Here is a 24878-nt window from a genome sequence, read left to right as displayed (position 1 = left end):
TTGAGATCTAACTATATAAAAATATCTGTGATTATATTTGTATTCGTATCACATTAATCACAAGAATAATTACTATCAGTGTAAGAATCAATACAATTTGATTTTGATGAAGAAATTGCTTGTGCAATAAGTTTTACAGAAACTTTATCGCTATACATATTAATTATACAAGAATATTGGGAAGCATAATATAGAACCTTATCAGGGTTGGGTTCCAGGAGAGCTAATTCTTTTTTATTTGAATCAAAAATACTCTTTTGCCAGAATAGCTCGGAACTAATTTACCAACGATCTAACAGAATTTATGAATTTCAATCAAAACTTATACTTGTACTCGTTCCTAGCTAATTTTAGATGGCTCAAAAAAAGTTACACCGCTAAAATCATGTCGGTCGCTTTTTTAGGTACTCATGTACCACTTCTAACCTTACTTTTGAGCTTCGTTATCTCAAACTCTTATTCCTTTGAGATGGCGGCACGAGTTATGATTATTGCTCTATTGGCTACATTAGCGGGTACAGCTGCCACCCTCTATGCGCTAAACCATCTCCTCAAACCGGTCATTTTGACATCTGGTGCATTACAAAATTATCTGAACACCAAAACACTACCTAAATTGCCCACAGAATTTGCTGATGAAGCGGGTACGTTGATGGCAGATACCTCACAAACTCTTCACAAATTAGATGAGTTAATTCACCAAATCACTAATTATGATGACCTGACTGGATTGCCCAATCGTGATTTATTCCGCGATCGCCTCCATCAGATTTTATCCCAACCTGAAAACAACCAGCGCCTTGTAGCTGTGTTTTTGCTCAGTATTGATGATTTCACTGGTATGAGTCATGGATTGGATCATCAGACAACAAATTTATTGTTAAGAGCAGTTGCCAAGAGATTATTAAGCTGCACGGCGCAAACAGATGTTCTTGCCTATTTAAAAGGAGATGAATTTGCTCTTGCCCGAATGGATATTCATTCTTTGGAAAGCGTAATTAAGCTATCTCAGGTGCTGTTGAGTAACCTGAGCAAGCCTTTTGCCTTTGAGGGTAACTTGATTCATATTACCGTCAGTATCGGTATCACACTTAATAACCTAACCGATCCTAATAGCGTAGATCAACTTTTGCAACAGGCTCATATAGCGCTTTACCAGGCTAAACAGCAAGGGCGTAGCCAATACCAATTCTATTCGCCAGAAATTAATGCTCAGTTGCAAGAGCGACTGACTTTAGAAAATGAATTACATGGAGCGCTTGAGCGTGGTGAAATGCTGGTTTATTATCAACCTCTAATTGATTTACATAGCGGACAAGTTATAGCGATGGAAGCGTTGCTTCGCTGGCAGCATCCTACATTAGGCTTGGTTTCTCCTGTAAAATTTATTCCCATTGCAGAAGCCAATGGTGCGATCGTACCAATTGGTGAATGGGTTTTGCGAACTGCTTGCGCCCAAACCCGTGCTTGGCAGCTTGCTGGATTTACCCCAATTCGGATATCTGTGAATCTGTCATCTCGACAGTTTGAACAACCCTATCTGGTTGAGATCGTTAACCAAATTCTTGAAGAAACTGGACTCCAAGCATCTTCCTTAGAACTAGAAGTGACGGAAAGCTTTTTGATGGCTGATATTGATCGTTCAGTTAAAACCTTAAAACAATTACGAGAACTGGGTATCTGCTTGGCTCTAGACGATTTCGGTACTGGTTATTCCTCCCTGAATTATTTGAAACGCTTTCCTGTGAATATGCTCAAAATTGATCGATCATTTGTGCAGGATGTCATGTCTAATCCTGATAGCGCCGCCGTCACCGATGCGATTATTGCCCTAGCAAAGAGCCTCCGGTTGAAAATCACAGCAGAGGGTGTGGAAACCGAAGAACAGCTTAAATATCTAAAAATGCGTGGATGTGATGAAGGTCAGGGTTTCTACTTCAGCCGTCCTGTTCCTGCTGATATAATTGCCCCGATGTTGGATAAAAATTCTCAGCGGATAAAGATTACTACAACATAGGTGGATGTCTAAGCCTATTACAACCAATCACACTTTTGCACTGCTCTCGGTAGCCACCCGAATCTCAATCTAGCGTTATGTACCTAGATTGAGATTCTTTTTGTATGGAAGCGGGGCTTCCACACAAATTGTCCGGGTTTAGCCGTATTAGAATCCATTGGCAAATTCGCAGTAGTAAAAGGCGAGGCTAATCCTCTGGGGAACTGCGATCGCACAGATAAAATAGAAAAAGGGTGATGTGTTCACCAGGAATACACAGCGATCGCCATTAAAGAATTAAAAAAAATTATCAAGCAGTGACTACAATGGCGCTAAACTCTTATGACGAAGCAGCCCTTAGAGTCAACTTGATAGCCCCTGATGAAATTAGCCGATATCCTCAAGGACTCAAATTATAAGCTGTCGCAGTTTGCGATCGCTGAAATTGAGCAGTTAGAGCAGACGATTACTCTCAAGCGACCAAAAACGGTGATGTTCCTTATACGGTTTGTTTGGTGCGCTAAAAGGCGATTAAGTTAACGCCAGAGGAGGCAATCCGGCAACTATATTTACGGGTTTTGAGCGATCGCTTGCACTATCCCCTCGGTCGCATTCAAGTTGAGTATGGGGTGAACTTTGGGCGAGAAGTGAAACGGGCAGACATCGTGGTAATGGACAAAGACCGTCCCAACACGGTTTATATGCTCGTGGAGCTAAAGAAACCAAAGCTGAAGGATGGGAAAGACCAGCTGCGCTCTTACTGCAATGCCACAGGTGCGCCCATCACAGTCTGGACGAATGGCGATCAAATTTCTTACTACCAGCGCAAAGACCCCAATTATTTTGAAGATATTCCGGGGCTACCCAATGCGAATCAAACCCTGGCAGATATTCTCCAGATCAAGTTCACCCTGGAAGACTTGATCGCCAATGACAAGTTGGTCAAGGAGAATAAATCCCTCAAGACCTTAATCGAAGAAATGGAAGATGAGGTACTAGCAAATGCTGGGGTGGATGTATTTGAGGAACTGTTTAAGCTGATTTTCACCAAGCTCTATGATGAGTGGTATTCTGGGCAGGGCAACCGCCGATCAACCCGTTCTCTGGAATTTCGCAATACGGGACAGACAGAAGCCGCACTGAAAACTAAGATTCAGGATCTCTTCGACAAAGCTAAGAAGAAGTGGGAAGGGGTGTTTAGCGAAGATGCCAAAATTAGCCTCACGCCGTCTCACCTGTCGGTCTGTGTGTCGTCGTTGGAAAATGTGAAGCTGTTTAACTCCAACCTGGATGTGATCGATGAAGCCTTTGAGTATTTGATCAACCAGAGCAGCAAGGGCGAAAAGGGACAATTTTTTACGCCGCGCTATGTAATTGATCTGTGCGTGAAAATGCTCAACCCGCAAGAGGATGAGTATATGATTGATACGGCTGCGGGATCATCGGGGTTTCCGGTGCATACGATTTTTCATGTGTGGCGGCAAATTTTAAATGATGAGGGATTGCAAGCGAGTCATTTGTTTTCGCTGGAAGATAAGCCGCCCCGGTGCAAAGAGTATGTTGAAGACAAGGTGTTTGCGATCGACTTTGATGAAAAAGCGGTGCGGGTGGCGCGGACGCTGAACCTGATTGCGGGGGATGGGCAAACAAATGTGTTGCACCTGAACACCCTGGACTATGAACTGTGGGATGAAGTCACCGAGCAAGAGGCTTGGCAACTCAGTCAAATATGTATAATCAGAAGCGGTACGACTCCACCAGATAGAGATGAAAATCTAAAAGAAGGAGTGGTACTACTAAAGACTAATGACATTAGAAATAATGTTCTAACAAATAACAATATAGAAAATTATTTTTTTATTGACGAGACAATTAACACCCGCATGAAAAATACGCAGCTTCAAGCAGAGGATATATTAATAAATATTGTGGGTGCTACGACTGATGTTATTGGACGTGCAGCTTTTGTGTCTGACGATTTTCCAAAAGCTAATATCACTCAAGCAATGAGCTTATTAAGGATTAAAGATAGGAAATTTATTGATCCTTGTTATTTGTTTTCATTTTTAAGTGGTTTTTACGGAAACCAGCAGGTTAGGAGAATTGCTCGACCTACAGGGCAATACAATATGAACCTTGTGGAAGTTGGCTCTATAAAACTGCCTGTTATAAACTTTAATTTTCAGAGAAAGATTAGAGGTTTAGTTACTCAATCCCGTACTTTAGTTGAAAGCTCTAAGAAAATTTATTCTGAAGCTGAGGATTTGCTGTTGTCGGAGCTTGGCTTGAAAGACTGGCAACACACGGAAGAAACCGTTGCCGTCAAGAGTTTTGCTGAGTCATTCCTGTCCTCCGGTCGTCTTGATTCTGAACACTATAACCCGAAGTACGATCAAGCTGTAGAAAAACTCAATAGTCTGAATCCTATAAAAATTATTCATCTTGAAGATATTTTAATAGATATCACCAATGGTCATACTCCTTTAAGACATGATTTGAGTATTGGAGATGTAAAATTTTTAACTGCCGAACATATTCATGATTTCAAAATAAATTATGAAACGCAAAAACGTATTTTAATATCTCATCATCAAACCGAATTAAAACGAACACATCTGAATAATGGAGATATTTTGATAACGATCAAAGGGAGAGTCGGAAATGCAGCAGTTGTTGAAAACCTAAATCAATTAGTCAACATTAATCAAGATGTAGCATTGTTACGCCTAAAATTTGGGTTTAATCCTTACTATTTAGTAGGATTTCTCAATTCTCAGCTAGGAAAACTACTGATTGAAAAAGCATCCACTGGACAAATTAATCCATTTTTAAGCCTCAGAGCTTTGAGAAAGTTGAGCATCCCAATTTTTGCTGAAAGTAGAATGCAAGAACTTGGAATTTTAATTAAATCGAAAGTCGAGGATTTTCATCAAGCTGAACTAAAATCCAAACAATTGCTAGAAATTGCTAAAACAGGAGTAGAACGAGCGATAGAAACCGATGAAGCGACAGCCACAATTTGGATAAACCAGCAACTTGAAGCCTTGGGCATTAATCTAACCACGACCACTTAACATACTGGAGTAGCAATGAAAGCACTTAAAGTCATGGCAACGATCAATGAGGAGGGACAACTAACCTTAGATCATCCTCTCACAACAGATAAAAACAGCCGTGTAGAAGTCATTGTTTTAATCCTAGATGAAGAAACCCCAGATGAGGCATCTCAGGCAGAAATTTTAGCAGATTTCCGGCAAGCTTGGCACGAAGCCATGACTGGGCAAACTATCCCGGTGGCTCAACTTTGGGAAGGTCTTGAAGATGGTTGATCAGCCTTTGATTCAAGTTCAAGCTTCGCCAACGTTTAAACGAAATATACGCGCTCTTGCTAAAAAATATCGCAGTATCCGGAATGACATACAACCTGTTATCGAACAACTTCAGCAGGGAGAGTTGCCAGGAGATCAAATACCTGGTGTTGGTTATGCAATCTTCAAGTTGAGAGTCCGAAATAGCGACGCTCAAAAAGGTAAAAGTGGCGGCTATCGTCTGATTTATTACGTCAAAACAGCAACTGGAATCATTCTACTGACTGTTTATACCAAATCTGAACAAGTTGATATTGCAGCAAAGGATATTCAGAGCATCATTGCAGAATATGAGCAACAGACAATCAATGATGAAGAAAGGGATATATAAACAACTGCTGGAAATTGCTAAAACAGGAGTAGAACGAGCGATAGAGACTGATGAAGCGACAGCCACAATTTGGATAAACCAGCAACTTGAAGCCTTGGGGGTAAAACTGACATGATTGCTCAACCTGAGACAAAACACTACACCGTTGAAGAGTACCTGGAACTTGAAATTGCCTCCGATATCCGCAACGAATACCGTGATGGAGAAATTGTCCCTATGACAGGTGGAACCCCAGACCATAATGATATTACCAGCAACCTTGTGGCTATCCTGAAAGCCACATTGCGGGGAAAGCCATACCGTGTATTTATCCTGGATCAACGACTCTGGATTCCCGGTGCAAATCTCTATACTTACCCTGATGTGATGGTTCTGCCCAAGCCCTTAGAACTTCAAACTGGACGCAAAGATACCGTGGTGAACCCCTGCTTTATTGCTGAGGTATTGTCTAAGTCCACCCAAAACTACGATCGCGGCGAGAAATTTGTTGCCTATCGTAAAATTCCTACCTTCCAAGAATATTTGCTGATCGATCAATATCGCATACACGTTGAGCATCATGTCAAAACAGCCGCTCATCAGTGGCTATTTTCAGAATACGACGATCCAACTGTCACCCTTTCTTTGAGTACCTTTGAGTTGCAAATTCAAATTGCAGAACTTTACGAAAATATTGATTTTTCAACTGTTTGAGTTGAACGTCCAATTAACATACTTGAAGATGACTATTTTGAAATTGTGGAAAGCTTTGCAACCATCTGAGTCCGAGATGAAACCTCAAGTTTGCGAAACATCCTTTTTAAAGCTTGCTTGACAGAGTTTTCAGTAATCCAAAGTTCAGTACTAATTTCTGCATTGGTTTGTCCTTGAGCCACCAAGTTAGCAATTTGCTTTTCACGAGGTGTTAAACGCTCTGTCTGTGATAGTAGTGGATGTTGGGATTGCGCTATTGCTACCCAAGTAGAAATGTGCAGACAAAGCGCACTCAAATCTGTGAGATTTTGTGAATCGAATGTAGGCATTCCTTGCTGACGTGTAAAACCTACCACACCAACTAACTGCCCATTGCTGACAATTGGCCCTGCCATAACGTGCCAGTGATCGGCACGAGGACAAATCAACCTCCATGTCTTAGGCTCTACTACTAAACCTTCATGAACAGGGGCATGGTGTTCTAGCAAGTAGCGGGCAACTGGATTGTGTTGGGGTGATAATGCAATTTGCAGTGCTTTTTGGAACTTGCTGTCAAGTAGAGAAATTTGAGCAAAGAAAAACAGCCCACATCGTGTAGCTGAAAAATATTCACTCATTTCTGCGCGTATGTGCGATCGCAACGCCTCTTCATCTTTAGCTTGAGCAATTTCATGAAATAGAGCTTTTAAGGCAATCATGATTGGCAAATTGTACACTTTCGAGGTCTAGGCGCAGTATGGCAACCAGACCTATCCTAGCCTTTGTCACATCAAGTTTTTCCACTTTTTTGCTTTTTTGATTACCTAAGCATGACTCTAAATTCTGGCATTGATGATACACAAACATCCGGGCGCTGGATTCAAATCGTTTTTTTTATCGCAGTAGTGCTTTTCAATCTCTGTTTAGCAACCCAAATATTTAGTGTTGGACTGGCTTACTTTTACAACTCTGATTGGTGGAACCTACATATTTGGCTCGTGCGAGGATATAGCGGACTCTCACTAATTTTGTTGATTTGGGTGTTTCTGATGCCTTTTCCTCCCAGAGTCCAGAACCTGACAGCAAGTATCCCAGTGTTGCTGGGACTGCAATTTCTCACAATTCACTTGAAGACTTCTTTTCCTTTAGCTGTCTTTCATCCACTCATCGGCTTTTCTTTATTTTCTATTTCCACAACCCTAGTTCATCGGACATCGCAGATTGTATTTCCCAACCATAACCAAGATTAAATAGGTAAATTTCAATTCTTTTAGCGCTATTACAGGAGAAATAACAATGTCTCAATATGCTCATCCATCCGTTCTTGTTGATACTCAATGGCTGGAAAATCATCTCAACGATCCAAACGTCCGCATTATTGAAGTGAATATAAGTCCAGAACCGTACAAAAATGCTCACATCCCTGGTGCTGTCTTCTGGAACATCTTTACAGACTTACTATTGCCCGATTTGAAACTTAATTTGAATGCGATCGCTTTTGAGAGGCTGATGGCACGTTCAGGTATCACAAATAACACAACAGTGATTGCTTATGGCAGTTATCCTGGAACTGGAGCCTGGATTTTCTGGCTTTTGCAAGTCTTTGGGCATGAAAATGTAAAAGTTCTCAATGGTGGCTACCAGAAATGGAAGTCAGAAGCTCGTCCACTAGCAACTGAGTTATCCACGTTTGCTTCTACTGATTACCATACTAGAGGTATTGATGCTCATCTGCGAGTATTACACAATGAAGTTCAGGCTTCGATTGGTAGAAGCGAGCGCGTGTTGCTAGATGTCCGAACAATTCAAGAATATTCTGGTGAGTGGTTTTTCGATCAACCACCAAAAGAAGGTCAACTCACTGGACATATTCCAGGTGCAGTGCATCTTGAGCATCTCTTAACTTTCAATGAGGATGGCACTTTTAAATCATTCAAGGAATTGAAAAATCTTTATGACAGTAAGGGCATTACGGCTGATAAGGAAGTGTTTCCCTACTGTACTATCGGTGCGCGTTCTGGATATATCTGGTTTGTGTTGAAGTATTTATTAGGTTATCCGAACGTTCGCAATTACGATGGCTCTTGGAATGAGTGGAGTCGTCTACCTGATGTAGCTATAGAGAAATAGTGAGCTATTATTCGCAAATAATACCAATAACCACACCTTTACAGACGGACACCACTACCATTATCAAGATTAAAATCTCTTAACCTTTCGTTACAATCAAGATATCGAGAAGGACGAAAACAAACCTCTCGAAGCTGAAATTAAAGGTGAACGACATGAATGGCACAATTCGCGTTGGTAATCTCTTCGGAATTCCCTTCTATATCCATCCGTCATGGTTTTTAGTTCTGGGTTTGGTAACTTGGAGCTATAGCAGTGGACTGGCGGCACAATTTCCCCAATTATCTGCGGGATTAGCTTTGCTACTGGGATTGATGACAGCGCTGATGTTATTTGCCTCTGTCGTCGCCCATGAATTAGGACACAGTTTCGTTGCGATTCGTCAGGGTATTGATGTCAAATCTATCACTCTGTTTATATTTGGCGGTTTAGCTAGTTTAGAAAAAGAGTCGAAAACCCCAAGTGAGGCTTTTTGGGTGGCGATCGCAGGGCCTTTAGTTAGTTTCCTACTGTGCGGTATCGTTACAGTAATTGGTGTTACTACTACTGCATCAGGGCCGTTAGCTGCAATTCTTGGTGTTCTTGCTTCTGTTAACTTGGCATTAGCCCTATTTAACCTGATTCCTGGCTTGCCATTAGATGGTGGAAATATACTCAAAGCTATCGTTTGGAAAGTTACAGGTAATCCTTATAAAGGCGTAACCTTTGCTAGTCGAGTTGGACAAATCTTTGGTTGGGTAGCAATTATTTCAGGTGTACTTCCCCTAGTATTCTTTGGCAACGCCGGTAACTTCTGGAACTTGTTAGTTGGCTTCTTCTTGTTACAAAATGCTGGTAATTCGGCTCAATTTGCCAGAGTGCAAGAAAAACTCACAGGTTTGACTGCTGAAGATGCTGTAACTCATGACAGCCCGATTGTATCTGGTAATCTTAGCCTGAGAGAGTTTGCCGATGAGCGAGTCATCAGTGGGCAAAACTGGCATCGGTTCTTAGTGACTGATGATGATGGACAATTAGTAGGTGCGATCGCAGTTGATAATTTACGAAATGTACCAACAGCATTGTGGTCAGAAACTCAAGTAAAAGAAGTCATGCGACCAATTACCGAATCTACCACAGTCCAATCAGATCAACCTCTGCTAGAAGTCATACAGTTACTCGAAGAACAAAAGCTATCTGTGCTTCCTGTAATTCGTAAGAACGGCGTTCTAGTTGGAATTTTAGAAAAAGCTGCAATTATCCAGCTACTTCAAAGTCGAACTCAACCAAACCCTGCATAGTTTATTGACACTCTCCCACCAAGCTAGGCTTTGGTGGGAGATTCTGGTTTCACAGAAACAGGAGTATCTCAGTCCATAGTTAACTTAAGCCTTGGCGAATAGAATTCGCAGCAGCTACACAGGCAAAGTCCGCCTCCGCGGACTAAGGCCAAATCAAAGTTTTGAAACCCACGGAGGTGGGTTTTGTTTGTGTAGACGCGGTTTCTAACCGCCGATTTCGCGTTAAGTTGACTACAAATAATTTGGGATAATTTATTTTTTACAAATCCCCAAAATCAAAATTTAATAGTATTTATATACTACTGAACTGATACCATCACTAAATTTTACTTGCATTAATAGATAAACTCCTATTTAATTTAATACAAGTCTAGTTTCAGACAGGGAGCAAGGGGTGATGGATACACGAGTTCAGACTTATGCATCTACTCAGTCTTTCAAATCACGTAAAAAATTACCTTTATCACCTAGTACCAGAAAAAGCTGGGTTCAAATATTAACAACGCTATTCATAACCTTTTTGATTGTTGGCGGTGTAGCTTACCTAGAAAATGAGCAGAAAAAAGATAAGTGTGAATATAAATTTAATATATCCACAATTATTTGTCTGGTTTCGGATTCTAAATTGTTAGGACAACTTCAAAATATTGGTGTGCTTTCCGCAGCACTTTTATTTTTCTGGGATACTTTTGATAGAAAAAAACAATTAGAACGTCAAGCTTGGCAGTTGATAGATAGCGCTCAAGGTTCAGAAACAAGTGGCGCAAGAAGACAAGCAATTGAGGACTTATATCAAGAAGGCGCTGATATCACAGGACTTGATGCAGATGGCGCAGACTTAAGAGGAATAAACTTAAGTGGCGCTGATTTAACAGGAGCCAGTTTTAAAAATGCGATTTTAGAAGGAGCTAATTTTGAAAGAGCAATTTTAACAACAGCTAATTTTGAAGGAGCAAATCTCCGGGGCGCAAACTTTAAAAAAGCTACTCTTTTGGTAACAAATTTTACCAGAAGTAATTTAACTACATTAGTAATTGATAATGCACCATCAAAAACTGATTTCCGGGATGCAAATTTAGGTTGGGCTATATTTAATGAAGCTCAACTAGTCGAAGCTATTTTTGGAATAGATAAATCAGAAACACAAAATAAAGCACAACAGTATCTAGGAAGGGAAACAAAATTAAATAGAGCAAGATTTTGGGATGCTGATCTTACGAATACAAACTTAAAAGAGGTCGATATTGCTGATACTAGGTTTGGTGGTGCAGAATTTAGTGATGTAAAATCTGTTAACTCTGTTAACGCAAAAAAAGTAGATATCCATGTAATCTCACAAGCGAAGAATTATACAAGCGCTTATTATGGAAAAGATTTTTGTGATACTAATAATTTTGGAAATGAAGATAAAGACTATTACAAATATAAAAAAGAGCGACAATCAAAAGCTCAACAAATATTAGAGGTTATACAGTATATTACTAATAATAAATCAGCCGTAGATGAAAATGCTGATTTATGGACATTGCTCACACTTTTAAGAGATTTTATTAAAGACTCAGATGATCCATGTGTTAATAATAATTTACTCAAACAAGTTTTGAAAGTAGAAGATGCTATCACCAAATCAGTTGGTCTTGATAAAGAAGGTTCAGACTGGATTAAAAAGAGTCAACAGGAAGGGGAAGATAATGACGACAAGTTTAAAAGTATAAAAAAAATACTAGAGCGTGATTGATTAAGGCTTACGCAAAATTATACATATCATATTGAGTGAGTAAAAGCTCATAGAGTGCGTCTCCGTGGTCGTTAGGCTCAAATACCGTTCAGTTAAGGGTAATTTTAGGTTGGGTTTCACTTTTTTCAAGCCAACAAAACCATAAAAATGTTGGGTTTATTTCCTCAAACCAACCTACGCAGTTCAAAGTTTTTAATTATAGCTGAACCATATTTCGTTATGCTCAAAATGACAATTATTTTTTTACTTCTCCTGCCGCTCATTCTCTTATGTAGCACACCTTTTAGTCTCTGTATGGCCAGCCTGGCAAAGCGCTACATCCCTTCATGTGATGTTTATAATTAATATTTTCATTTTCTGTCAAAGCGAATTTATTTATTAATATTTTTAGGCGTTCACATGTATTAAGTGTATACTTGGTAGACTTGGAATCACCACAAATTTTCAAAAGCTCACCAAGCTCGTTTAACTCTTCGCTAAGAACCCTATCACCCTTTTCGATTTTTTCTACTAATTCCCGTCCTTCCCTTGCTTTATTTTCACATTCATTTTTCTCGTTTTCCAAAAAATCTATAGCAAGTTTCGCTATTTCTTCTTTGGTTCTAAGACCAACATCCTTAATTTCATTCGATGAAATAATTTCCCAATAAACTTCGTTCAATTTATCTATATTACCTCGATGTGTTTTAGCTAATTTACCCCACTTATTCGCTCTACCATTCCATTCTTTAACCTCTGATTTTAGAATATCTATTGTAATTGACATATTTTTAACCTCAATAAATTAAAACCTACGACAGCAAAAAATAGTTCAGCTAAAACAGTCAGATTTGTTAACAGCGAAGAAGTATAGGTATTTGATGTAATGGTGCTACTTAATTGTTAGAAATTTTTCTCGTAGTAATCTTATAATTTACGTATATTAAAGTCACTTCCATAAACTAGGAAGAAAAATAAATTTGACTGAAAGATTTATTGTGTAAGCTTTGTGTGGCGAAGAAAGTTAAAGCTTTGCTGGTCTAGGAAAAGTTGTAAACATCACACAGACTTAGCTCATATTAAAATGTCAAGTAAAATTTACGCATTTTTAAAGCTCTAAGTTCTATCTGAACTTGGGCTTTTTGTTTTTGTGCTGAGTTTTTGTCAAGCAAAAACTTGTTATCTGTGTTACACGCATTTGCGTAAACAAGATTTCAGGTTGGAACTCATGCTACAAAATAAGTCACAACAGCAATGCCTTGAACTTTTAGAAAAAATTCGTTGGGATGGATTACCAAAATGTCCCTATTGCGGTTCTACTAATTCCACCAACATCAAGAAAGAAAACAGATACCATTGTAATTACTGTTTTAATTCTTACAGCGTTACCGTAAATACGCTGTTTCACAAGACTCATGTGGACTTATATAAGTGGTTTACAGCTATCGACCTAGTTCTCAAGTCTCAAAAAAATATTACTGTTCTTGACCTAGCTGCTAAAATTCAAGTCAATAAAAATACAGCATCTTACATGATTACCCGCATTTCTAAAGCAATGTCTGAAGAACCAGAGTTACTTCAGAAACTCTTAGATGGCAATATTTATTAACTTTATTAACAGCCTAAATTCCAATACGGTTCAGTTAAGCATTTCTTTCTTCTCTTTGCGTCCTACCCTGCGGGAAGCCACTTCTCTACGAGACGCTCCGCGAACGTGTCTATGCGTCCTTTGCGGTTCGTAAAAAAACTGACTTTGGCAAAGAGTTTAACCTTAACTGAACTGTATTATCTGCAAACTTTCTAGGCGCAATTTTTCTGGATGCTTTTGTAATTTGGCTCAATTGATGACACGCCCTAAAATATACCCCGTTGCCAAGTTAATTGTTTTGTAGTCTCATCCCAATGCCAGCGTAATAAGTTAGCGGATTGACTCTTAAAAATTCCTGGTAAACCAATCGCTTTTCTAGGTGCATTAGTAGCTAAAGCGATCGCACTTTCTACGTCACAAATTCCCCACTTCACCAAATTCTGCACTCCCACCAATAAAGGTAAAGTCGTCCCCGACAAAGTGCCATCGGCTAATCGTGCTGTACCGTTTTTAACTTCAATTTGCCGACTGTCCCAAGGATACACCCCATCAGGTAGCCCCAGAGGAGAAAGGGCATCGCTGACGAGAAACAGCCCTTGTTCTTGATAGCTAGCGCGAAGCAAAATTTGTAGCATCATGGGCGAAACGTGTTCACCATCAGCAATAAAACCACACATTACATCAGGATCGATAATTGCTGCCCCTAATAATCCTGGTTCTCGGTGATGTAATGCTGGCATAGCATTGAAAGCATGAGTTACCATCGTTGCACCTTGTTCAAAGGCATGTTGTGCTTGAGCAGATGTTGCCTGAGAATGCCCTAAACTGACAGTAATTCCCAGAGAACGCAAATATGGAATTACTTCGCCAGTGAAATCTAACTCCGGTGCTAAAGTGATGACTTTCACAACATGGGCATAATCACCCAAAACCCACTTTACCTGATCCATTGTCAGAGGTAACAGGTACTCTGCTGGGTGTGCGCCGCGCTTTTGAAAATTCAAAAATGGCCCTTCTAGATGTACTCCCAGAATCTTGGCACCTGCTGGTTGACTGGGGAGAACTTCAGCAATAATAGCAAGCGATCGCTGAATATTTTCTACTGAAGTTGTCACAAGTGTCGGTAAAAATCCATCTACCCCAACATCCCATAAAAATTGTGAGATTTTCTGGAGCTTATGAGCATTTTCAGCCGTTAAATCAGGAAATGCCAATCCCAAAGCACCATTAATTTGTAAATCAACGCCACCCAATGAAATCCAGTCGCCAGCAACGTTTATTAAAGATGCACGGCTGCGTGCTTCTACTGTACCCATTGGCAAGATTTGCTCAATTATGCCCTCTTCATCAACCAAGAGCATTTGCAAATCTTTGTAACCAGGCACTCTAGCATTGATAATATCTACAGGATTTTGTGTCGCTTGGGTCATCACACTGAACTAGAAGAAAGATAAATCTGATTTTAGATGCAACCAACATCAATCAATGAGATGATAAATCGGCATAACCTAGCTTCCATAAGCTAGCTCCAATAATTTTGAATTTTAAATTTTGAATTTTTAATTATTATGACTCCCCTAGTTGGTATTATCATGGGCAGCGATTCTGATTTGCCCACCATGAAAGACGCGATCGCAGTTTGTGACGAATTTGGCGTTGAGAGCGAAGTGGCGATCGTTTCTGCTCACCGTACCCCAGAACGGATGGTACAATACGCTCAACTTGCACACCAACGCGGTATTAAGGTGATTATTGCCGGTGCCGGTGGTGCTGCACATCTGCCTGGAATGGTAGCGTCTTTAACACCACTTCCTGTTATTGGTGTTCCTGTAGTCACCAGGAACTTACAAGGTGTAGATTCTTTGTATTCTATTTTACAAATGCCTGCGGGTATTCCTGTAGCAACAGTGGCGATCGGTAATGCCAAAAATGCCGGACTTTTAGCAGTACAAATACTGGCAACTCAACAACCAGAATTGCTAGAAAAAGTGCAGCAATATCGCCAAACCCTATGTGAATCAGTAATTGCAAAGCAAGAAAAGCTAGAACAACTAGGCTATGAGCAATATTTAAAGCAAATGCTTTAGATAATTCGTAATTCGTAATGACGCTCCTGCGTCGCTAACGTAATCCGTAATTCGTTAAGAAATATTAACAATACAGCAGAGGACATAGAAAATAAGCATATCCAATTCCCCATTCCCCATTCCCCAATGCCAATCAAATTCCAACATTGAAGCGATCGCTCCAGAATCAATGCAGCATTCTGAAGTATCTTTATCCTGAGACCTTAGTCGAAAATTTAGAGTGCAACATTCATGTGCCAATTGCTCGGAATGAATTGCAATGTTCCAACGGATATTTGCTTTTCTTTTGAAGGGTTTTCTGCACGGGGAGGAAGAACAGATCATCATAGCGATGGTTGGGGCATTGCTTTCTTTGAAGGGAAGGGATGTCGGATGTTTTTAGATGCCCAACCTTCTGTTGCTTCTCCAGTAGCAGAGTTGGTGCGGAGTTATCCCATCCATTCAACCCATGTCATAGCCCATATCCGTAAAGCTACCCAGGGTGAAGTTGCCCTACACAACTGCCATCCTTTCCGCAGAGAATTGTGGGGTCAGTATTGGGTATTTGCTCACAACGGTAATTTGCCAAATTTTGATCCAGAAAATTTGGGCTTTTATCAAGCCGTAGGTGATACAGATAGTGAAAAAGCATTCTGTATGATGCTAGAAACATTGCGATCGCGTTTTCCTGATGGTAAACCTGATATCAAGAAACTGTACCCTGTACTAAAACAAATTAGTGATGCAATTGCAGAAATAGGTATATTTAATTACTTATTATCTGATGGAGAACACTTTTTTGCTCATTGTTCAACTAACCTCAGCTACATTGTCCGTCAAGCGCCCTTTGCAGCTGCCCATTTGATCGATCAAGACATGACCGTAGATTTTCGGGAAGTGACTACCGAACGCGATCGCGTTGCTGTCATTGCTACTACTCCCCTGACTGACAACGAAGTTTGGACAAAAATTCAACCGGGAGAATTACTAGTTTTTCAGGATGGGCTGCCACTGAAAATATGTATTTAGCTAAAAATGCGTCCTGTTGGCGAATTCAAAAATTCACCAAAAATTTTCCCATTTAGATAGTTTCTAGATGGGTTTTGTTTTCCATAGTAATATACGGGATGCGGGAAACTCAGTCTTTAATTTCACCAGGAGAGTCTAGTTAATTGGCTAAACAGCGACTCGACACACTATTAGTAGAGCTAAATTTATGTTCTTCTCGCGCCTTGGCACAAAGGTTAATTCAGGCGGGGGAAGTGACTGTTAATCAGCAGTTAGTTGATAAACCTGGTACGGAAGTTGATATTTCGGCTCAAATAAATATTAAAGAGCGATCGCCTTTTGTTTCTAGAGGCGGTGAAAAACTTTCCAAAGCTTTGTCAGTATTTGCCATCCCTGTAGCAGAGCGTATTTGTTTAGATGGTGGGATTTCTACAGGTGGTTTTACTGATTGTCTCTTGCAAGCTGGAGCAAAACAAGTTTACGGCATTGATGTCGGTTACGGGCAAGTTGACTGGCGGTTGCGAAATGATTCGCGGGTGATTTTGCGAGAACGTACCAATTTACGGCAACTACGACCAGAGGAGTTATATAGCGAAAACGATCCGATTCCTGATTTGGCGGTGGTTGATGTATCGTTTATTTCTTTAACTAAAATTCTGCCTGCTTTGTGGCAACTAACTCAAGCTAACCGAGAAGCTGTGTTGTTAGTCAAGCCACAGTTTGAAGTTGGCAGATCCCGTGTGGGTAAAAAAGGTGTTGTGCGAGATCCAAACGACCAAGCTGATGCTATTTTCCAGGTGTTGCAAGCAGCCCACGAATTAGGATGGAAATACAAAGGCTTAACTTGGTCGCCGATCACTGGCCCGGCTGGGAATATCGAATATCTTTTGTGGTTGGGAATGGAAAGTGAAATACTATTACCTGATTTAGAGGCAATTAAGCAAATAACGCAATCAGCAACAACTGATTTACGGAAAAGTTAAACGTCGTAGATTAGACATTCTACGGAAGCTGGATGGCGATCGCAATAGTTTTCTAAAGAGTTTTTCTTGGCTTTTGCTTGCTGCTGATCGGCTTTCTCAGCTTGCAACTCTTCCACAATGTCCCAGGCTACGGCACAACCCGCAGAATCGCTGCCATTTAGCTCACAAGTTGTACGAGCTTCAGTAATGGCTTCAGTAATGGCTTCTTCAAGATTTGCTGCACCAGCAGTTTCAAATGAGTTTAGGGTAGTTGTCATGATCCTTTCACCTTTAATTTACGCAGATAGATATTAGGGGATAGAGGATAGTTTTTTCTATAACCTTTTCCCTGTAACCTGTTCCCTCAATCTTGCATCCCAAATTCGAAATCTCAGTCAATTGTCAGAAGAGCTTGATAGAAGTTCATAAACACTTGTAAACAGTAACAAATGCTTAACAGAATTTATTTATTCTCAATATTTTATGCCTAGCTCTTGTCGCAAACGATACAGAATTGTATTCTGATCGACTTGAGAGAGAATTTCTTGAATTACACTGCTAGCGCCCAACTGTCCCCAAGTGCAGCCTTTTTCGAGATACACCTGAGCGGCTTTGCCAACGGAGTATGAACCATAACCAGCGATACCAGCTTGAGCGATCGCACTCCCAGCTAAAGCAGTAATATTGCTGGGATTGTCAGCACTGGTTATTGCAGCAGTAGTTTTACCTAAACCCAGAAGAAAACTACTACCTAGTTCCCCCAGTAGCAAGCCACCAGAACTAAATAAAATCGTTTTTAAAATTTTTCCGGCTTCATAGCTAGTCATCGGCAAACCATATAATCTAGCTAGAGCGCGAATTAAAGCTAAATCGGCAACAGTTCCGCCCAGGATATCTAAGAAAGCGATGGGATTGAGCATTACTGCCAAAGCTTTGTATTTGGTAAATTGCCAAATAATATCTTCAGCTTCTTGTTCGCGTAAATCGACGGTTTTTTGAGCGATCGCGGCTTCTGCATCCCGTGCTTGGATGAGGGCATTTAAAGCCAGAAGCGATCGCCCTTCCCGATTCAGAATGTTCAGAATCGTCTCTTTAAGTTCGTCTACTTGCGGTGGTGGTGTCTCCCATTCATAACTGACACGCCCATCAGGCCACTCAACCCGCACTTCCATTGCTGCTGGTTCCGCCGCCACCATGACAATTTCATCAGGTAATAGAGGCTTTGCTTCAGAATGTCCAGCACCCAATTGTTGCAAATTTTGGTAAATCGCTCCCCGGTCTGTATCTGGGTAAAGATCGATTTTGTTAAATACTAAGATCAGGGGTTTTTGCGATCGCCGCAATTCTAGCAGTGCCTGATACTCAGTGCGCGTGATATCACCAGACACAACAAACAAAATCAAATCCGCCTGATGCACAACTTCTCGTGCCATATCCGCCCGTGACTCACCCTCAATTTCATCTAATCCTGGGGTATCAATTAACTCTACTAATACCTTACCTCCTGGCTGCCAACGCACCGAACGGGGCCATTGAGTGACACCGTTTAGGGGCCCAGTTTGCAAAATTTTGTCTCCCAGTAAAGCATTTAAAACTGCTGACTTACCACGACTCACCAAACCAAAAGCGGCAATTCTAATCACGTTAGAGTCCAGCTTGTTGAGTGTAGAGTTCAAAGCTTCCAATTCTGGTTTTAACAAACCTGCCAATTCTGGGTTAGATGACAACTGTCCTGATTTGCGGAGATATCCATACCAAGACAGTGCTTGTCTGAGACTAGCGCGGGCACGATTTAAATGAGTTTCTTGCAGATTTCGCACAAAGTTAGGTTGATTCAAGATTTGACAAACAACAGGCTACATATCCATTTTGATCTAATTTCATCAGATGCTCAAAACATGCTCAAACTAAAAAGGCTCTAAAGGGGCTAATCACAGCATAAACCCCTCCTGCTGTAGAAGGGGTGAATGTATCTTATTTAATTCAGAGACCCTTTCCTGGGTCGCTATATAAGTTTTCTTCAGCTAGCCCAGCTTTCTCAGCCAGCTTTTCCTCATATTCCTTTTTTAAGTGCTCATACTCAGGGAACTTCTGCAATAACTCTTCACTATGAGTTTTATGTTTAATGCAGTATCTTATAGCATCTTCTTTTAATTCTTGCCAAACACTTTTCATAATCAATCTCTATTAATTAACTAAATTTTGTGTAATAGCCTTTAACCTCCTAAATATTTACATATATCAAGCGAAGTATATAGAATGTAAATTTAATAGTGTATGCTTACAAAGTTAAACTTCAGCTAATATTATCAGGTTCTAAAATTACAGAACTAGAGTTATATTGACCTTGGAGTAGCCTGCATTTTATACCACACAAAGATACCTGAACTGTAGTTGCAGCAATGTGTTGACCCTTGTAAGGTAAGCTGGTAAGATGTCTAATTCAGGTAACAGTTAAGTAACTTTTAGGTAGTAGTAAACTTGAAACTGAAGTCATCTCAAAATAGTCATCTATTGTTAGAGGGGCTAATAGTTAGCTTATCTAATAATTAATGTACGAAGCAATATTAGATAGAAAACTGAGACTGAAGTTATCTGGGCTGTGTTTTCTTCAGGTTCAGGGATAGGGAGATAACTATTCAAAATACCTAATCAGATTTCTAGTGCCAGTTATCTCCTTATAGTTTCCCTTGTAGTTGTCTCTCTTCTCTCCTATATATGTAAGAGCCGCCCAAAGTTCAGTAGTATTTATACTCAGGGAAACTATACTTGCAGTGATCGCACATTGGAGATGGCTTACCCTTGGTAACTCACTAAGCAATTAAATTAAGAAAGATTAGAGGTTAACCTGTCTTGGGGCTGCTTATTCTATATGTAGCCGCACTAAAGTTAACGTTCAACCATCCTTAAGAAATGGGCCGTACCCTTTGGTGCTTTACACAGTTAAACTACAACTCATCTGCAGATGGGAGTTACTGCTGTGTGACTGTTGGTATACATCATAACCCTCAAAAGTAGGAATAACTAGAGTGACAAAGCTAAATTTGTAACCTATACTGAAGCCAGCACGTGCTTGCTTAATTGTTAGGTCAAACATTCAGTAACTGTATTTGCGAAAGGCTCTTAAGGGTACAACTAGCGAATACATCCAATAAGTCAAACTCAGACGAAAGGCTCTTAGGAGTACTACTAGTCTGAGAGGTAAACTATTGGCTATTGAATAGGATTAGCCTGATGATGTGGCACTCCCTAAGTTTAATAATCTAGTTTCTCTTAGCCTGTCACTAATAGAGAGATTTCTATTAGGTTAGTGGGTATTAAAAAATTGTAGTATCTTCTAAGTAATATAATGTATTATGACCTTGTTCTAAGTAAATAGGGGCATTTACTAATGGGTAAATATATTTCTCTAAATAATGAGTGGATTATTGATATCTCAGAAATACAATCAGTTCATTTTGAAGTTGAACAAATATATTTTATTGAGGAAGGAACTAAAACTGCTGAGCGCTATACTAAAATTACTGGAAAACAAGTACCTAAAATTGACTTAAATCTGGGCTTCGATATGGACTCAAAGTTGGGTGTAAAATATTATGACAAGATTACAATTGAGTTAAAAGGGGAAAGAAAATTAATTATAAAGGATTTTGATTTAAGCCCAGTAAAGAACCATATCATCTCTCAGCTTGGTGGAGTAATCACAACCTTTGAATGTGCTGAGGTTAGTTATACAGAAGTTAGCAAATCTTTAACTATTGATGGAGATTTAGACATTGAAGCTAAACTTAAAACTGGTGATTATCCTTTGGATTTAGGCTTGTCTTGGTCAAGTGATAGTAGTGACCCTATTGATGTTAAATTAAGTGATTGAGTCTATTATTGGGCTGCTGATTTTAGATTTCTTAGCCTGCGATCGCACCACATATTCCTTGATTTATGGAGGCTGAAACTTCAGTGAGCATAAATACTTGTAATATAACTTCAGTGTTTCTTCTCTGACAAGGTAGCTATTATATATAGTAGCTTGAGATAGAAGTTCTGAACTTAGGGATTAAAATGAAAAGTTCTTATATTGAACATTCTATTGGTATGTTTTCGCAAGCTATAGAACATTATAAAAAAGAGGGAGCAACAGTTTTAGATAATACTTATTCAGATCATTATACTTTGTATCTGTTCAAAAGTTTAATGTATAACTCTTTACTTAAAACTGAAGAAGAGATTATAGAGCAGCTAAAGGCTTCAGAATTACTTCAGGAAAAGCCTCAAGAAGTTGTGAAATCTTTAGGGGAAAAATTAAGGAAACAGTCCCTTGGTTATGCATGGTCTGTAGGGTCTAGTAACCCTTTTCATGAAAGACCTTATATTCAACTACAAGTAAATATTTACAATGACTTAGCAAATATGCTTTTTTTAATGTCCACAATAGAGTCTGAAAATGTAATTTCTTTAGGGTTATAAATTAAATCATAACTTTAATATCTTTAAGTAACCCTGATAATTTGATAGCTATTCAGAGCTTAATTTTAAGGTGATTTAAGATAGTAAATTACTACTTTCAACTATCAAGCAAGTATAAATGTGCTGCCTCAGTAAAATGGCTAGAAAGCTTATCTGGTATAGGTTACAGAGGTTGCTATAGCTAACTAGCCATACTATACACTCAAGGTATCTTACTCTCCTCCCTACTCCTATCTCACCTATATTTACCTGTATTCCCTATGGTGCGATCGCTTATGAAGGAGACCTGATACAAAATCCTCAGCTCATTTTACTAAAATCTGGGGGTTTTTTCGCATTTCTATTTAGTTAACAAAATGGCTGTAACCTTTACTAGTTAAGTGTTTCAGGTTTCATTAACTTACTATACCATAGGTATCTAAGAAGGGGAGGAAGCAGAAGAAAGAAGAGGTAAGAAGGAAAGAGAAAGCAAAACGCCCAACCTAATGTAAATATAACTATTTTAATTTACTTAATTTATAGATCACTTAAGCAATTTTATACTGAAGATTACTTAAGCAAATTTTCCTTATACTGACCCATTAAAAAAGGTGGCGAAGCTTAAGTTCATCCACCCTCTATTTGCCTCGCAGAGGCTGTTAAGCAAACTTCAGCTTTAAAGCAGGCCACCCTCAAGTTTGGTTATAATACCTAACTCATAAGCTCTATCAGCAACCACTTGATTGATTTTATTGATCCATCTAGCTGATTTAGATGAATCAGTAAAGTTGACGCTGAAGCCATCATGTTGCCATAAGGTGATTACAAAGTCCTTAGTTGACTTAGCAAGGTCAAGTACTGGTAGTAGAAGGTAAAGTTCCACTGCTTGAGCCTGCTGTGCCATGATGCCTCTTATACATTCCTTTCTAGCAGCAGTAGGCTTACCATCATTTGTCTTACCACCAACCACCTTGATGACTTTACCAAAGATAGTTTCTGCGGTATCAGACTCATTTAATTCAGCAATCTTTGCTTCCCTTACTTCAAACAAAGATTTCATTAAAGGGTGGGTTAAAAACTTTTTACCTGCATCCTTAATACCAAAAGGAAGTAAACCTTCATTCAGAAAAGCTATCAGGTTATTTTTACACATCCCATAAATAAGCGAGTATAGTGAATCTTTTAGTACTGCTTTGATGTCTTCATACTTAGTTTCATCAGTCTTCTTGAGGTCAGCAGCATCAATTCCATAATGTTTTATTAAGTCTGCCCAAATCTTGCCACCACTTTTTAGAAACTCTTGAACTTCAGGAATCTCCCAAGTTTTACCTATAATAGCTAACTGGCTTGAGGCTAAATCAAATTCATACCATCCCTTAGTAATTGATTTCCTTAGCCCTTTCTGAAGCATTGGGATGCTGTAATTTAGAGGGAAGATTCTTACAGTGTTTCCCTTACCAGAAGGCTTATAGAAAGGCTGCAACTCATCTCTAATTGTGCTTAGAACTTCTAGTTGAACATGTCTCTTCTCAGGGTTTTCAATCTTAAGAGCTTCAAGGAAAGTGGCATCAAGGTTAGCTGCAACCACCTTACTAAAACTATTAACTGGTACGTTGTTCATGTACTCAAGTAAATCTTGAGCTTCAGGGCTAGAAAAGTTGAAGTAAGTGTAAGCTTCTTTTTTAATTAATTCCCTGTCAACTTTTTGAAGTTTATCACTGAATTTATTTCCTGTATCAAAATACACTCTATCTTCTAACATAATTTTATAGCTTTCAGATTCAATAGCATCTATCACTTCTTGAGGAAATTCTACCAAAGCTACTCTTGCTTCACCATCTTTAAAATTCCAATTAGACCAAGAGAATGTTTCCTCTGACATTACTTCTGATTGAAACTTAACTAAAAATTTGGAAGCATTATAAGCATTTGAATTTTCTAAAATATTTAATTTATCTTCAGCCTTAGCTATACAACGCTGACTAATCATAGGTAGACCTGTTGCCTTATCTCTCCTACCAAATAGTAGGTGTCTCATGAATTTCCAGTAGCTAATATTTTTACCTATACCTGGGAAGTTAGCTTTAATAATATCTCTGAATTCTAAGGATACTGTCTTTCTCATAATATTAAAATCTTAAATATTAAAGTTAAATATAAATTTGTTTCTTATACTATCCATTATAGTCGATTGTGCTACAAACAGCCACAGTAAAACTACACTAATTAGGCATTAGTTAAACATTAAAAAAGAGGACTTATTAAAGTCCCCTTGAATTGGATTATTTATTTAGATTTATGCAGCTAGGGATTTACTTGGAACTGTGTATCCGTTATCCTTTAGTAGTCTAATGAGGAAACTCAACCCCTTCCCTGTCACCTTACAGGTAGGTTTCAAACCTGCACTAGTATCAACTAATATCACTTCAAAATACTTAGGAGTAATATATTGTTGATAAGGTAAATTTGTGAATTGAAGTATACCTTTATCTCGTAAAAGACTCATCAAATTATTACGGCCAAGTCCAGGTGAATTAATAATTTTAGCTACCTCAGAAAAACTTAGTAGTTTACCTGATTCTAAGACCACATCATAAGCATCAGATTTGGGTTTTAGTTCAGCTACCTTCTCTTCTGCGATCGAAGCTTGTAATCTAGCTTCTCTGATAGCTGCTGCTGATTGCTCTAGTAGGTAAAGGATATCAGTATTAGGTTTAGGTGCCAATGATTCTCTGGCTGATCTGAATGCTTTTACTAAGTTGATTTTAGCTTGTCGAGCCTCAGTAGTATTCTTAACAAAGGTTAAAGCTAGGTAAGATTGGTCTTCATTTAAATAGTAAAATGTTTCAGCGTATCTAATATCTCCAGCCTGCGTTTCAAACGCGACCTGACCAAATTCTTCAAAGTCAGCTTGGTAGGTTTTAATTAACTCTTTGAGATTCTTATGTTGAATACCTAATTCAGCAGCAATTAAACGTGAGTCAATAACTAGAGTAGAGTTGATGGTTTGGATAGTAATGTTTGTCATAATTTTATGATTTATTAATTAAAAGTTTATTAGTAGATTTGAGAGTAGTAGATGGGGCTAGGATGCCCCTTAAAAGTTAAACTGACTGTTTAGATTGGTAGTAGAATAATAGTGCCCTGCGGATAATATCAGCCCTACTTAGTAATTCTTTATCAGCTTCATTATCTATCTGGTTACAAAGGTCTTCTGGCATTCTAATGGAAACATATTTAGCATCCTTAATACCAAAAGGAAGTAAACCTTCATTCAGAAAAGCTATCAGGTTATTTTTACACATCCCATAAATAAG

The 24878-nt window shown here is 39.1% G+C and carries 26 protein-coding genes; 17 read left to right on the top strand and 9 right to left on the bottom strand.

What is annotated here, in order from left to right; translation table 11 throughout:
• Positions 1 to 304 precede the first annotated feature (304 nt).
• From G1O98_RS25175 to G1O98_RS25150, 7 genes are all read left to right on the top strand, one after another.
• The gene (locus G1O98_RS25175) at positions 305 to 2017 is read left to right on the top strand and encodes a GGDEF domain-containing phosphodiesterase (protein ID WP_163933459.1); all 1713 of its coding nucleotides are present in this window, start codon (positions 305 to 307) and stop codon (positions 2015 to 2017) included.
• A 360-nt stretch (positions 2018 to 2377) separates the two neighbouring features.
• On the top strand, positions 2378 to 2536 hold the full coding sequence (locus G1O98_RS40170; protein ID WP_243458533.1) for a hypothetical protein: 159 nt from the start codon (positions 2378 to 2380) through the stop codon (positions 2534 to 2536).
• 38 nt (positions 2537 to 2574) lie between these two features.
• On the top strand, positions 2575 to 5070 hold the full coding sequence (locus G1O98_RS25170; RefSeq protein WP_243458532.1) for a type I restriction enzyme HsdR N-terminal domain-containing protein: 2496 nt from the start codon (positions 2575 to 2577) through the stop codon (positions 5068 to 5070).
• A 15-nt stretch (positions 5071 to 5085) separates the two neighbouring features.
• Positions 5086 to 5325, top strand: a complete 240-nt coding sequence (locus tag G1O98_RS25165) for a hypothetical protein (protein WP_163933456.1) — start codon at positions 5086 to 5088, stop codon at positions 5323 to 5325.
• Entirely contained in the window at positions 5318 to 5695 is a 378-nt protein-coding gene (locus G1O98_RS25160) for a type II toxin-antitoxin system RelE/ParE family toxin (protein WP_163933453.1), read from the top strand. Before G1O98_RS25165 ends, G1O98_RS25160 begins: the two co-directional genes overlap by 8 nt.
• Positions 5673 to 5810 (top strand): hypothetical protein, encoded by a 138-nt coding sequence (locus G1O98_RS25155; RefSeq protein ID WP_163933368.1) that lies wholly within the window; start codon positions 5673 to 5675, stop codon positions 5808 to 5810. The genes G1O98_RS25160 and G1O98_RS25155 overlap by 23 nt, the downstream gene beginning before the upstream one ends.
• A complete protein-coding gene (locus G1O98_RS25150) occupies positions 5807 to 6388 on the top strand; it encodes a Uma2 family endonuclease (protein ID WP_163933451.1) in 582 nt (193 codons plus the stop codon). Before G1O98_RS25155 ends, G1O98_RS25150 begins: the two co-directional genes overlap by 4 nt.
• 32 nt (positions 6389 to 6420) lie before the next feature.
• On the opposite strand, the gene G1O98_RS25145 is transcribed toward G1O98_RS25150, so the two are convergent.
• Positions 6421 to 7086, bottom strand: a complete 666-nt coding sequence (locus tag G1O98_RS25145) for a LuxR C-terminal-related transcriptional regulator (protein ID WP_163933448.1) — start codon at positions 7084 to 7086, stop codon at positions 6421 to 6423.
• A gap of 111 nt (positions 7087 to 7197) precedes the next feature.
• On the opposite strand from G1O98_RS25145, the gene G1O98_RS25140 reads away from it, so the two are divergent.
• The 4 genes from G1O98_RS25140 (at position 7198) to G1O98_RS25125 (ending at position 11515) form a co-directional block, all read left to right on the top strand.
• Positions 7198 to 7617 (top strand): DUF6220 domain-containing protein, encoded by a 420-nt coding sequence (locus tag G1O98_RS25140; RefSeq protein ID WP_163933445.1) that lies wholly within the window; start codon positions 7198 to 7200, stop codon positions 7615 to 7617.
• Positions 7618 to 7663: 46 nt separating this feature from the next.
• Positions 7664 to 8497, top strand: a complete 834-nt coding sequence (locus G1O98_RS25135) for a sulfurtransferase (protein ID WP_163933442.1) — start codon at positions 7664 to 7666, stop codon at positions 8495 to 8497.
• Between the two features lie 155 nt (positions 8498 to 8652).
• Entirely contained in the window at positions 8653 to 9777 is a 1125-nt protein-coding gene (locus G1O98_RS25130) for a site-2 protease family protein (protein WP_163933439.1), read from the top strand.
• Positions 9778 to 10174: 397 nt separating this feature from the next.
• Complete coding sequence (locus G1O98_RS25125; RefSeq protein WP_163933436.1) at positions 10175 to 11515, top strand: pentapeptide repeat-containing protein; 1341 nt, start codon at positions 10175 to 10177, stop codon at positions 11513 to 11515.
• 283 nt (positions 11516 to 11798) lie between these two features.
• Here the strand turns inward: G1O98_RS25125 and G1O98_RS25120 are convergent, their stop codons facing one another.
• Positions 11799 to 12281 (bottom strand): hypothetical protein, encoded by a 483-nt coding sequence (locus G1O98_RS25120; protein WP_163933433.1) that lies wholly within the window; start codon positions 12279 to 12281, stop codon positions 11799 to 11801.
• 441 nt (positions 12282 to 12722) lie between these two features.
• Here G1O98_RS25120 and G1O98_RS25115 point away from each other — a divergent pair, with 441 nt between their 5' ends.
• Positions 12723 to 13103 carry a transposase gene (locus G1O98_RS25115; protein WP_163933430.1) on the top strand — a complete coding sequence of 127 codons (381 nt, stop codon included), beginning with the start codon at positions 12723 to 12725 and terminating at the stop codon, positions 13101 to 13103.
• A 245-nt stretch (positions 13104 to 13348) separates the two neighbouring features.
• Here G1O98_RS25115 and nagA read toward each other — a convergent pair whose 3' ends face one another.
• On the bottom strand, positions 13349 to 14512 hold the full coding sequence (nagA, locus tag G1O98_RS25110) for an N-acetylglucosamine-6-phosphate deacetylase (RefSeq protein WP_163933400.1): 1164 nt from the start codon (positions 14510 to 14512) through the stop codon (positions 13349 to 13351).
• A 138-nt stretch (positions 14513 to 14650) separates the two neighbouring features.
• Between nagA and purE the strand changes: the two genes are divergently transcribed.
• From purE to G1O98_RS25095, 3 genes are all read left to right on the top strand, one after another.
• Positions 14651 to 15169, top strand: a complete 519-nt coding sequence (gene purE / locus G1O98_RS25105; RefSeq protein WP_163933398.1) for a 5-(carboxyamino)imidazole ribonucleotide mutase — start codon at positions 14651 to 14653, stop codon at positions 15167 to 15169.
• A gap of 231 nt (positions 15170 to 15400) precedes the next feature.
• A complete protein-coding gene (locus G1O98_RS25100) occupies positions 15401 to 16177 on the top strand; it encodes a class II glutamine amidotransferase (protein WP_163933395.1) in 777 nt (258 codons plus the stop codon).
• Between the two features lie 143 nt (positions 16178 to 16320).
• Positions 16321 to 17139, top strand: coding sequence for a TlyA family RNA methyltransferase (locus tag G1O98_RS25095; RefSeq protein WP_163933392.1), 819 nt, complete (start codon positions 16321 to 16323; stop codon positions 17137 to 17139).
• Here the strand turns inward: G1O98_RS25095 and G1O98_RS25090 are convergent.
• The 3 genes from G1O98_RS25090 to G1O98_RS25080 all read right to left on the bottom strand — a co-directional run bounded on the left by G1O98_RS25090 (position 17136) and on the right by G1O98_RS25080 (position 19293).
• Entirely contained in the window at positions 17136 to 17396 is a 261-nt protein-coding gene (locus tag G1O98_RS25090; protein WP_163933389.1) for a Calvin cycle protein CP12, read from the bottom strand. The two genes, G1O98_RS25095 and G1O98_RS25090, sit on opposite strands and share 4 nt — an antisense overlap.
• A 195-nt stretch (positions 17397 to 17591) precedes the next feature.
• Complete coding sequence (locus tag G1O98_RS25085; protein WP_163933462.1) at positions 17592 to 18938, bottom strand: GTP-binding protein; 1347 nt, start codon at positions 18936 to 18938, stop codon at positions 17592 to 17594.
• A 163-nt stretch (positions 18939 to 19101) separates the two neighbouring features.
• The gene (locus tag G1O98_RS25080; protein ID WP_163933386.1) at positions 19102 to 19293 is read right to left on the bottom strand and encodes a hypothetical protein; all 192 of its coding nucleotides are present in this window, start codon (positions 19291 to 19293) and stop codon (positions 19102 to 19104) included.
• 1216 nt (positions 19294 to 20509) lie between these two features.
• Here G1O98_RS25080 and G1O98_RS25075 point away from each other — a divergent pair.
• Together G1O98_RS25075 and G1O98_RS25070 are read left to right on the top strand one after the other, a co-directional pair.
• Entirely contained in the window at positions 20510 to 20992 is a 483-nt protein-coding gene (locus tag G1O98_RS25075) for a hypothetical protein (protein ID WP_163933383.1), read from the top strand.
• Between the two features lie 185 nt (positions 20993 to 21177).
• Positions 21178 to 21582: a hypothetical protein gene (locus G1O98_RS25070; protein ID WP_163933379.1), complete on the top strand. Its 405-nt coding sequence runs from the start codon at positions 21178 to 21180 to the stop codon at positions 21580 to 21582.
• Between the two features lie 655 nt (positions 21583 to 22237).
• Here G1O98_RS25070 and G1O98_RS25065 read toward each other — a convergent pair.
• The 3 genes from G1O98_RS25065 to G1O98_RS25055 all read right to left on the bottom strand — a co-directional run.
• A complete protein-coding gene (locus tag G1O98_RS25065; RefSeq protein ID WP_163933376.1) occupies positions 22238 to 23686 on the bottom strand; it encodes a hypothetical protein in 1449 nt (482 codons plus the stop codon).
• A gap of 171 nt (positions 23687 to 23857) precedes the next feature.
• Positions 23858 to 24589, bottom strand: coding sequence for a phage regulatory protein/antirepressor Ant (locus tag G1O98_RS25060; protein ID WP_163933373.1), 732 nt, complete (start codon positions 24587 to 24589; stop codon positions 23858 to 23860).
• Between the two features lie 76 nt (positions 24590 to 24665).
• On the bottom strand, positions 24666 to 24878 hold a 213-nt coding region (locus G1O98_RS25055; protein WP_163933370.1), incomplete at its 5' end, for a ribbon-helix-helix domain-containing protein.

The organism is Nostoc sp. UIC 10630 (genome assembly GCF_010747425.1).
Taxonomy (GTDB): Bacteria; Cyanobacteriota; Cyanobacteriia; order Cyanobacteriales; family Nostocaceae; genus Nostoc.
This window is presented reverse-complemented; position numbering and strand designations above follow the sequence as displayed.

Bases quoted from the DNA above. Each gene is read 5' to 3' on its own strand.
- G1O98_RS25175 (WP_163933459.1), top strand. From the start codon at position 305: ATGAATTTCAATCAAAACTTATACTTGTACTCGTTCCTAGCTAATTTT.
- G1O98_RS40170 (WP_243458533.1), top strand. From the start codon at position 2,378: ATGAAATTAGCCGATATCCTCAAGGACTCAAATTATAAGCTGTCGCAG.
- G1O98_RS25165 (WP_163933456.1), top strand. From the start codon at position 5,086: ATGAAAGCACTTAAAGTCATGGCAACGATCAATGAGGAGGGACAACTA.
- G1O98_RS25160 (WP_163933453.1), top strand. From the start codon at position 5,318: ATGGTTGATCAGCCTTTGATTCAAGTTCAAGCTTCGCCAACGTTTAAA.
- G1O98_RS25155 (WP_163933368.1), top strand. From the start codon at position 5,673: ATGATGAAGAAAGGGATATATAAACAACTGCTGGAAATTGCTAAAACA.
- G1O98_RS25150 (WP_163933451.1), top strand. From the start codon at position 5,807: ATGATTGCTCAACCTGAGACAAAACACTACACCGTTGAAGAGTACCTG.
- G1O98_RS25145 (WP_163933448.1), bottom strand. From the start codon at position 7,086: ATGATTGCCTTAAAAGCTCTATTTCATGAAATTGCTCAAGCTAAAGAT.
- G1O98_RS25140 (WP_163933445.1), top strand. From the start codon at position 7,198: ATGACTCTAAATTCTGGCATTGATGATACACAAACATCCGGGCGCTGG.
- G1O98_RS25135 (WP_163933442.1), top strand. From the start codon at position 7,664: ATGTCTCAATATGCTCATCCATCCGTTCTTGTTGATACTCAATGGCTG.
- G1O98_RS25130 (WP_163933439.1), top strand. From the start codon at position 8,653: ATGAATGGCACAATTCGCGTTGGTAATCTCTTCGGAATTCCCTTCTAT.
- G1O98_RS25125 (WP_163933436.1), top strand. From the start codon at position 10,175: ATGGATACACGAGTTCAGACTTATGCATCTACTCAGTCTTTCAAATCA.
- G1O98_RS25120 (WP_163933433.1), bottom strand. From the start codon at position 12,281: ATGTCAATTACAATAGATATTCTAAAATCAGAGGTTAAAGAATGGAAT.
- G1O98_RS25115 (WP_163933430.1), top strand. From the start codon at position 12,723: ATGCTACAAAATAAGTCACAACAGCAATGCCTTGAACTTTTAGAAAAA.
- nagA (WP_163933400.1), bottom strand. From the start codon at position 14,512: ATGACCCAAGCGACACAAAATCCTGTAGATATTATCAATGCTAGAGTG.
- purE (WP_163933398.1), top strand. From the start codon at position 14,651: ATGACTCCCCTAGTTGGTATTATCATGGGCAGCGATTCTGATTTGCCC.
- G1O98_RS25100 (WP_163933395.1), top strand. From the start codon at position 15,401: ATGTGCCAATTGCTCGGAATGAATTGCAATGTTCCAACGGATATTTGC.
- G1O98_RS25090 (WP_163933389.1), bottom strand. From the start codon at position 17,396: ATGACAACTACCCTAAACTCATTTGAAACTGCTGGTGCAGCAAATCTT.
- G1O98_RS25080 (WP_163933386.1), bottom strand. From the start codon at position 19,293: ATGAAAAGTGTTTGGCAAGAATTAAAAGAAGATGCTATAAGATACTGC.
- G1O98_RS25075 (WP_163933383.1), top strand. From the start codon at position 20,510: ATGGGTAAATATATTTCTCTAAATAATGAGTGGATTATTGATATCTCA.
- G1O98_RS25070 (WP_163933379.1), top strand. From the start codon at position 21,178: ATGAAAAGTTCTTATATTGAACATTCTATTGGTATGTTTTCGCAAGCT.
- G1O98_RS25065 (WP_163933376.1), bottom strand. From the start codon at position 23,686: ATGAGAAAGACAGTATCCTTAGAATTCAGAGATATTATTAAAGCTAAC.
- G1O98_RS25060 (WP_163933373.1), bottom strand. From the start codon at position 24,589: ATGACAAACATTACTATCCAAACCATCAACTCTACTCTAGTTATTGAC.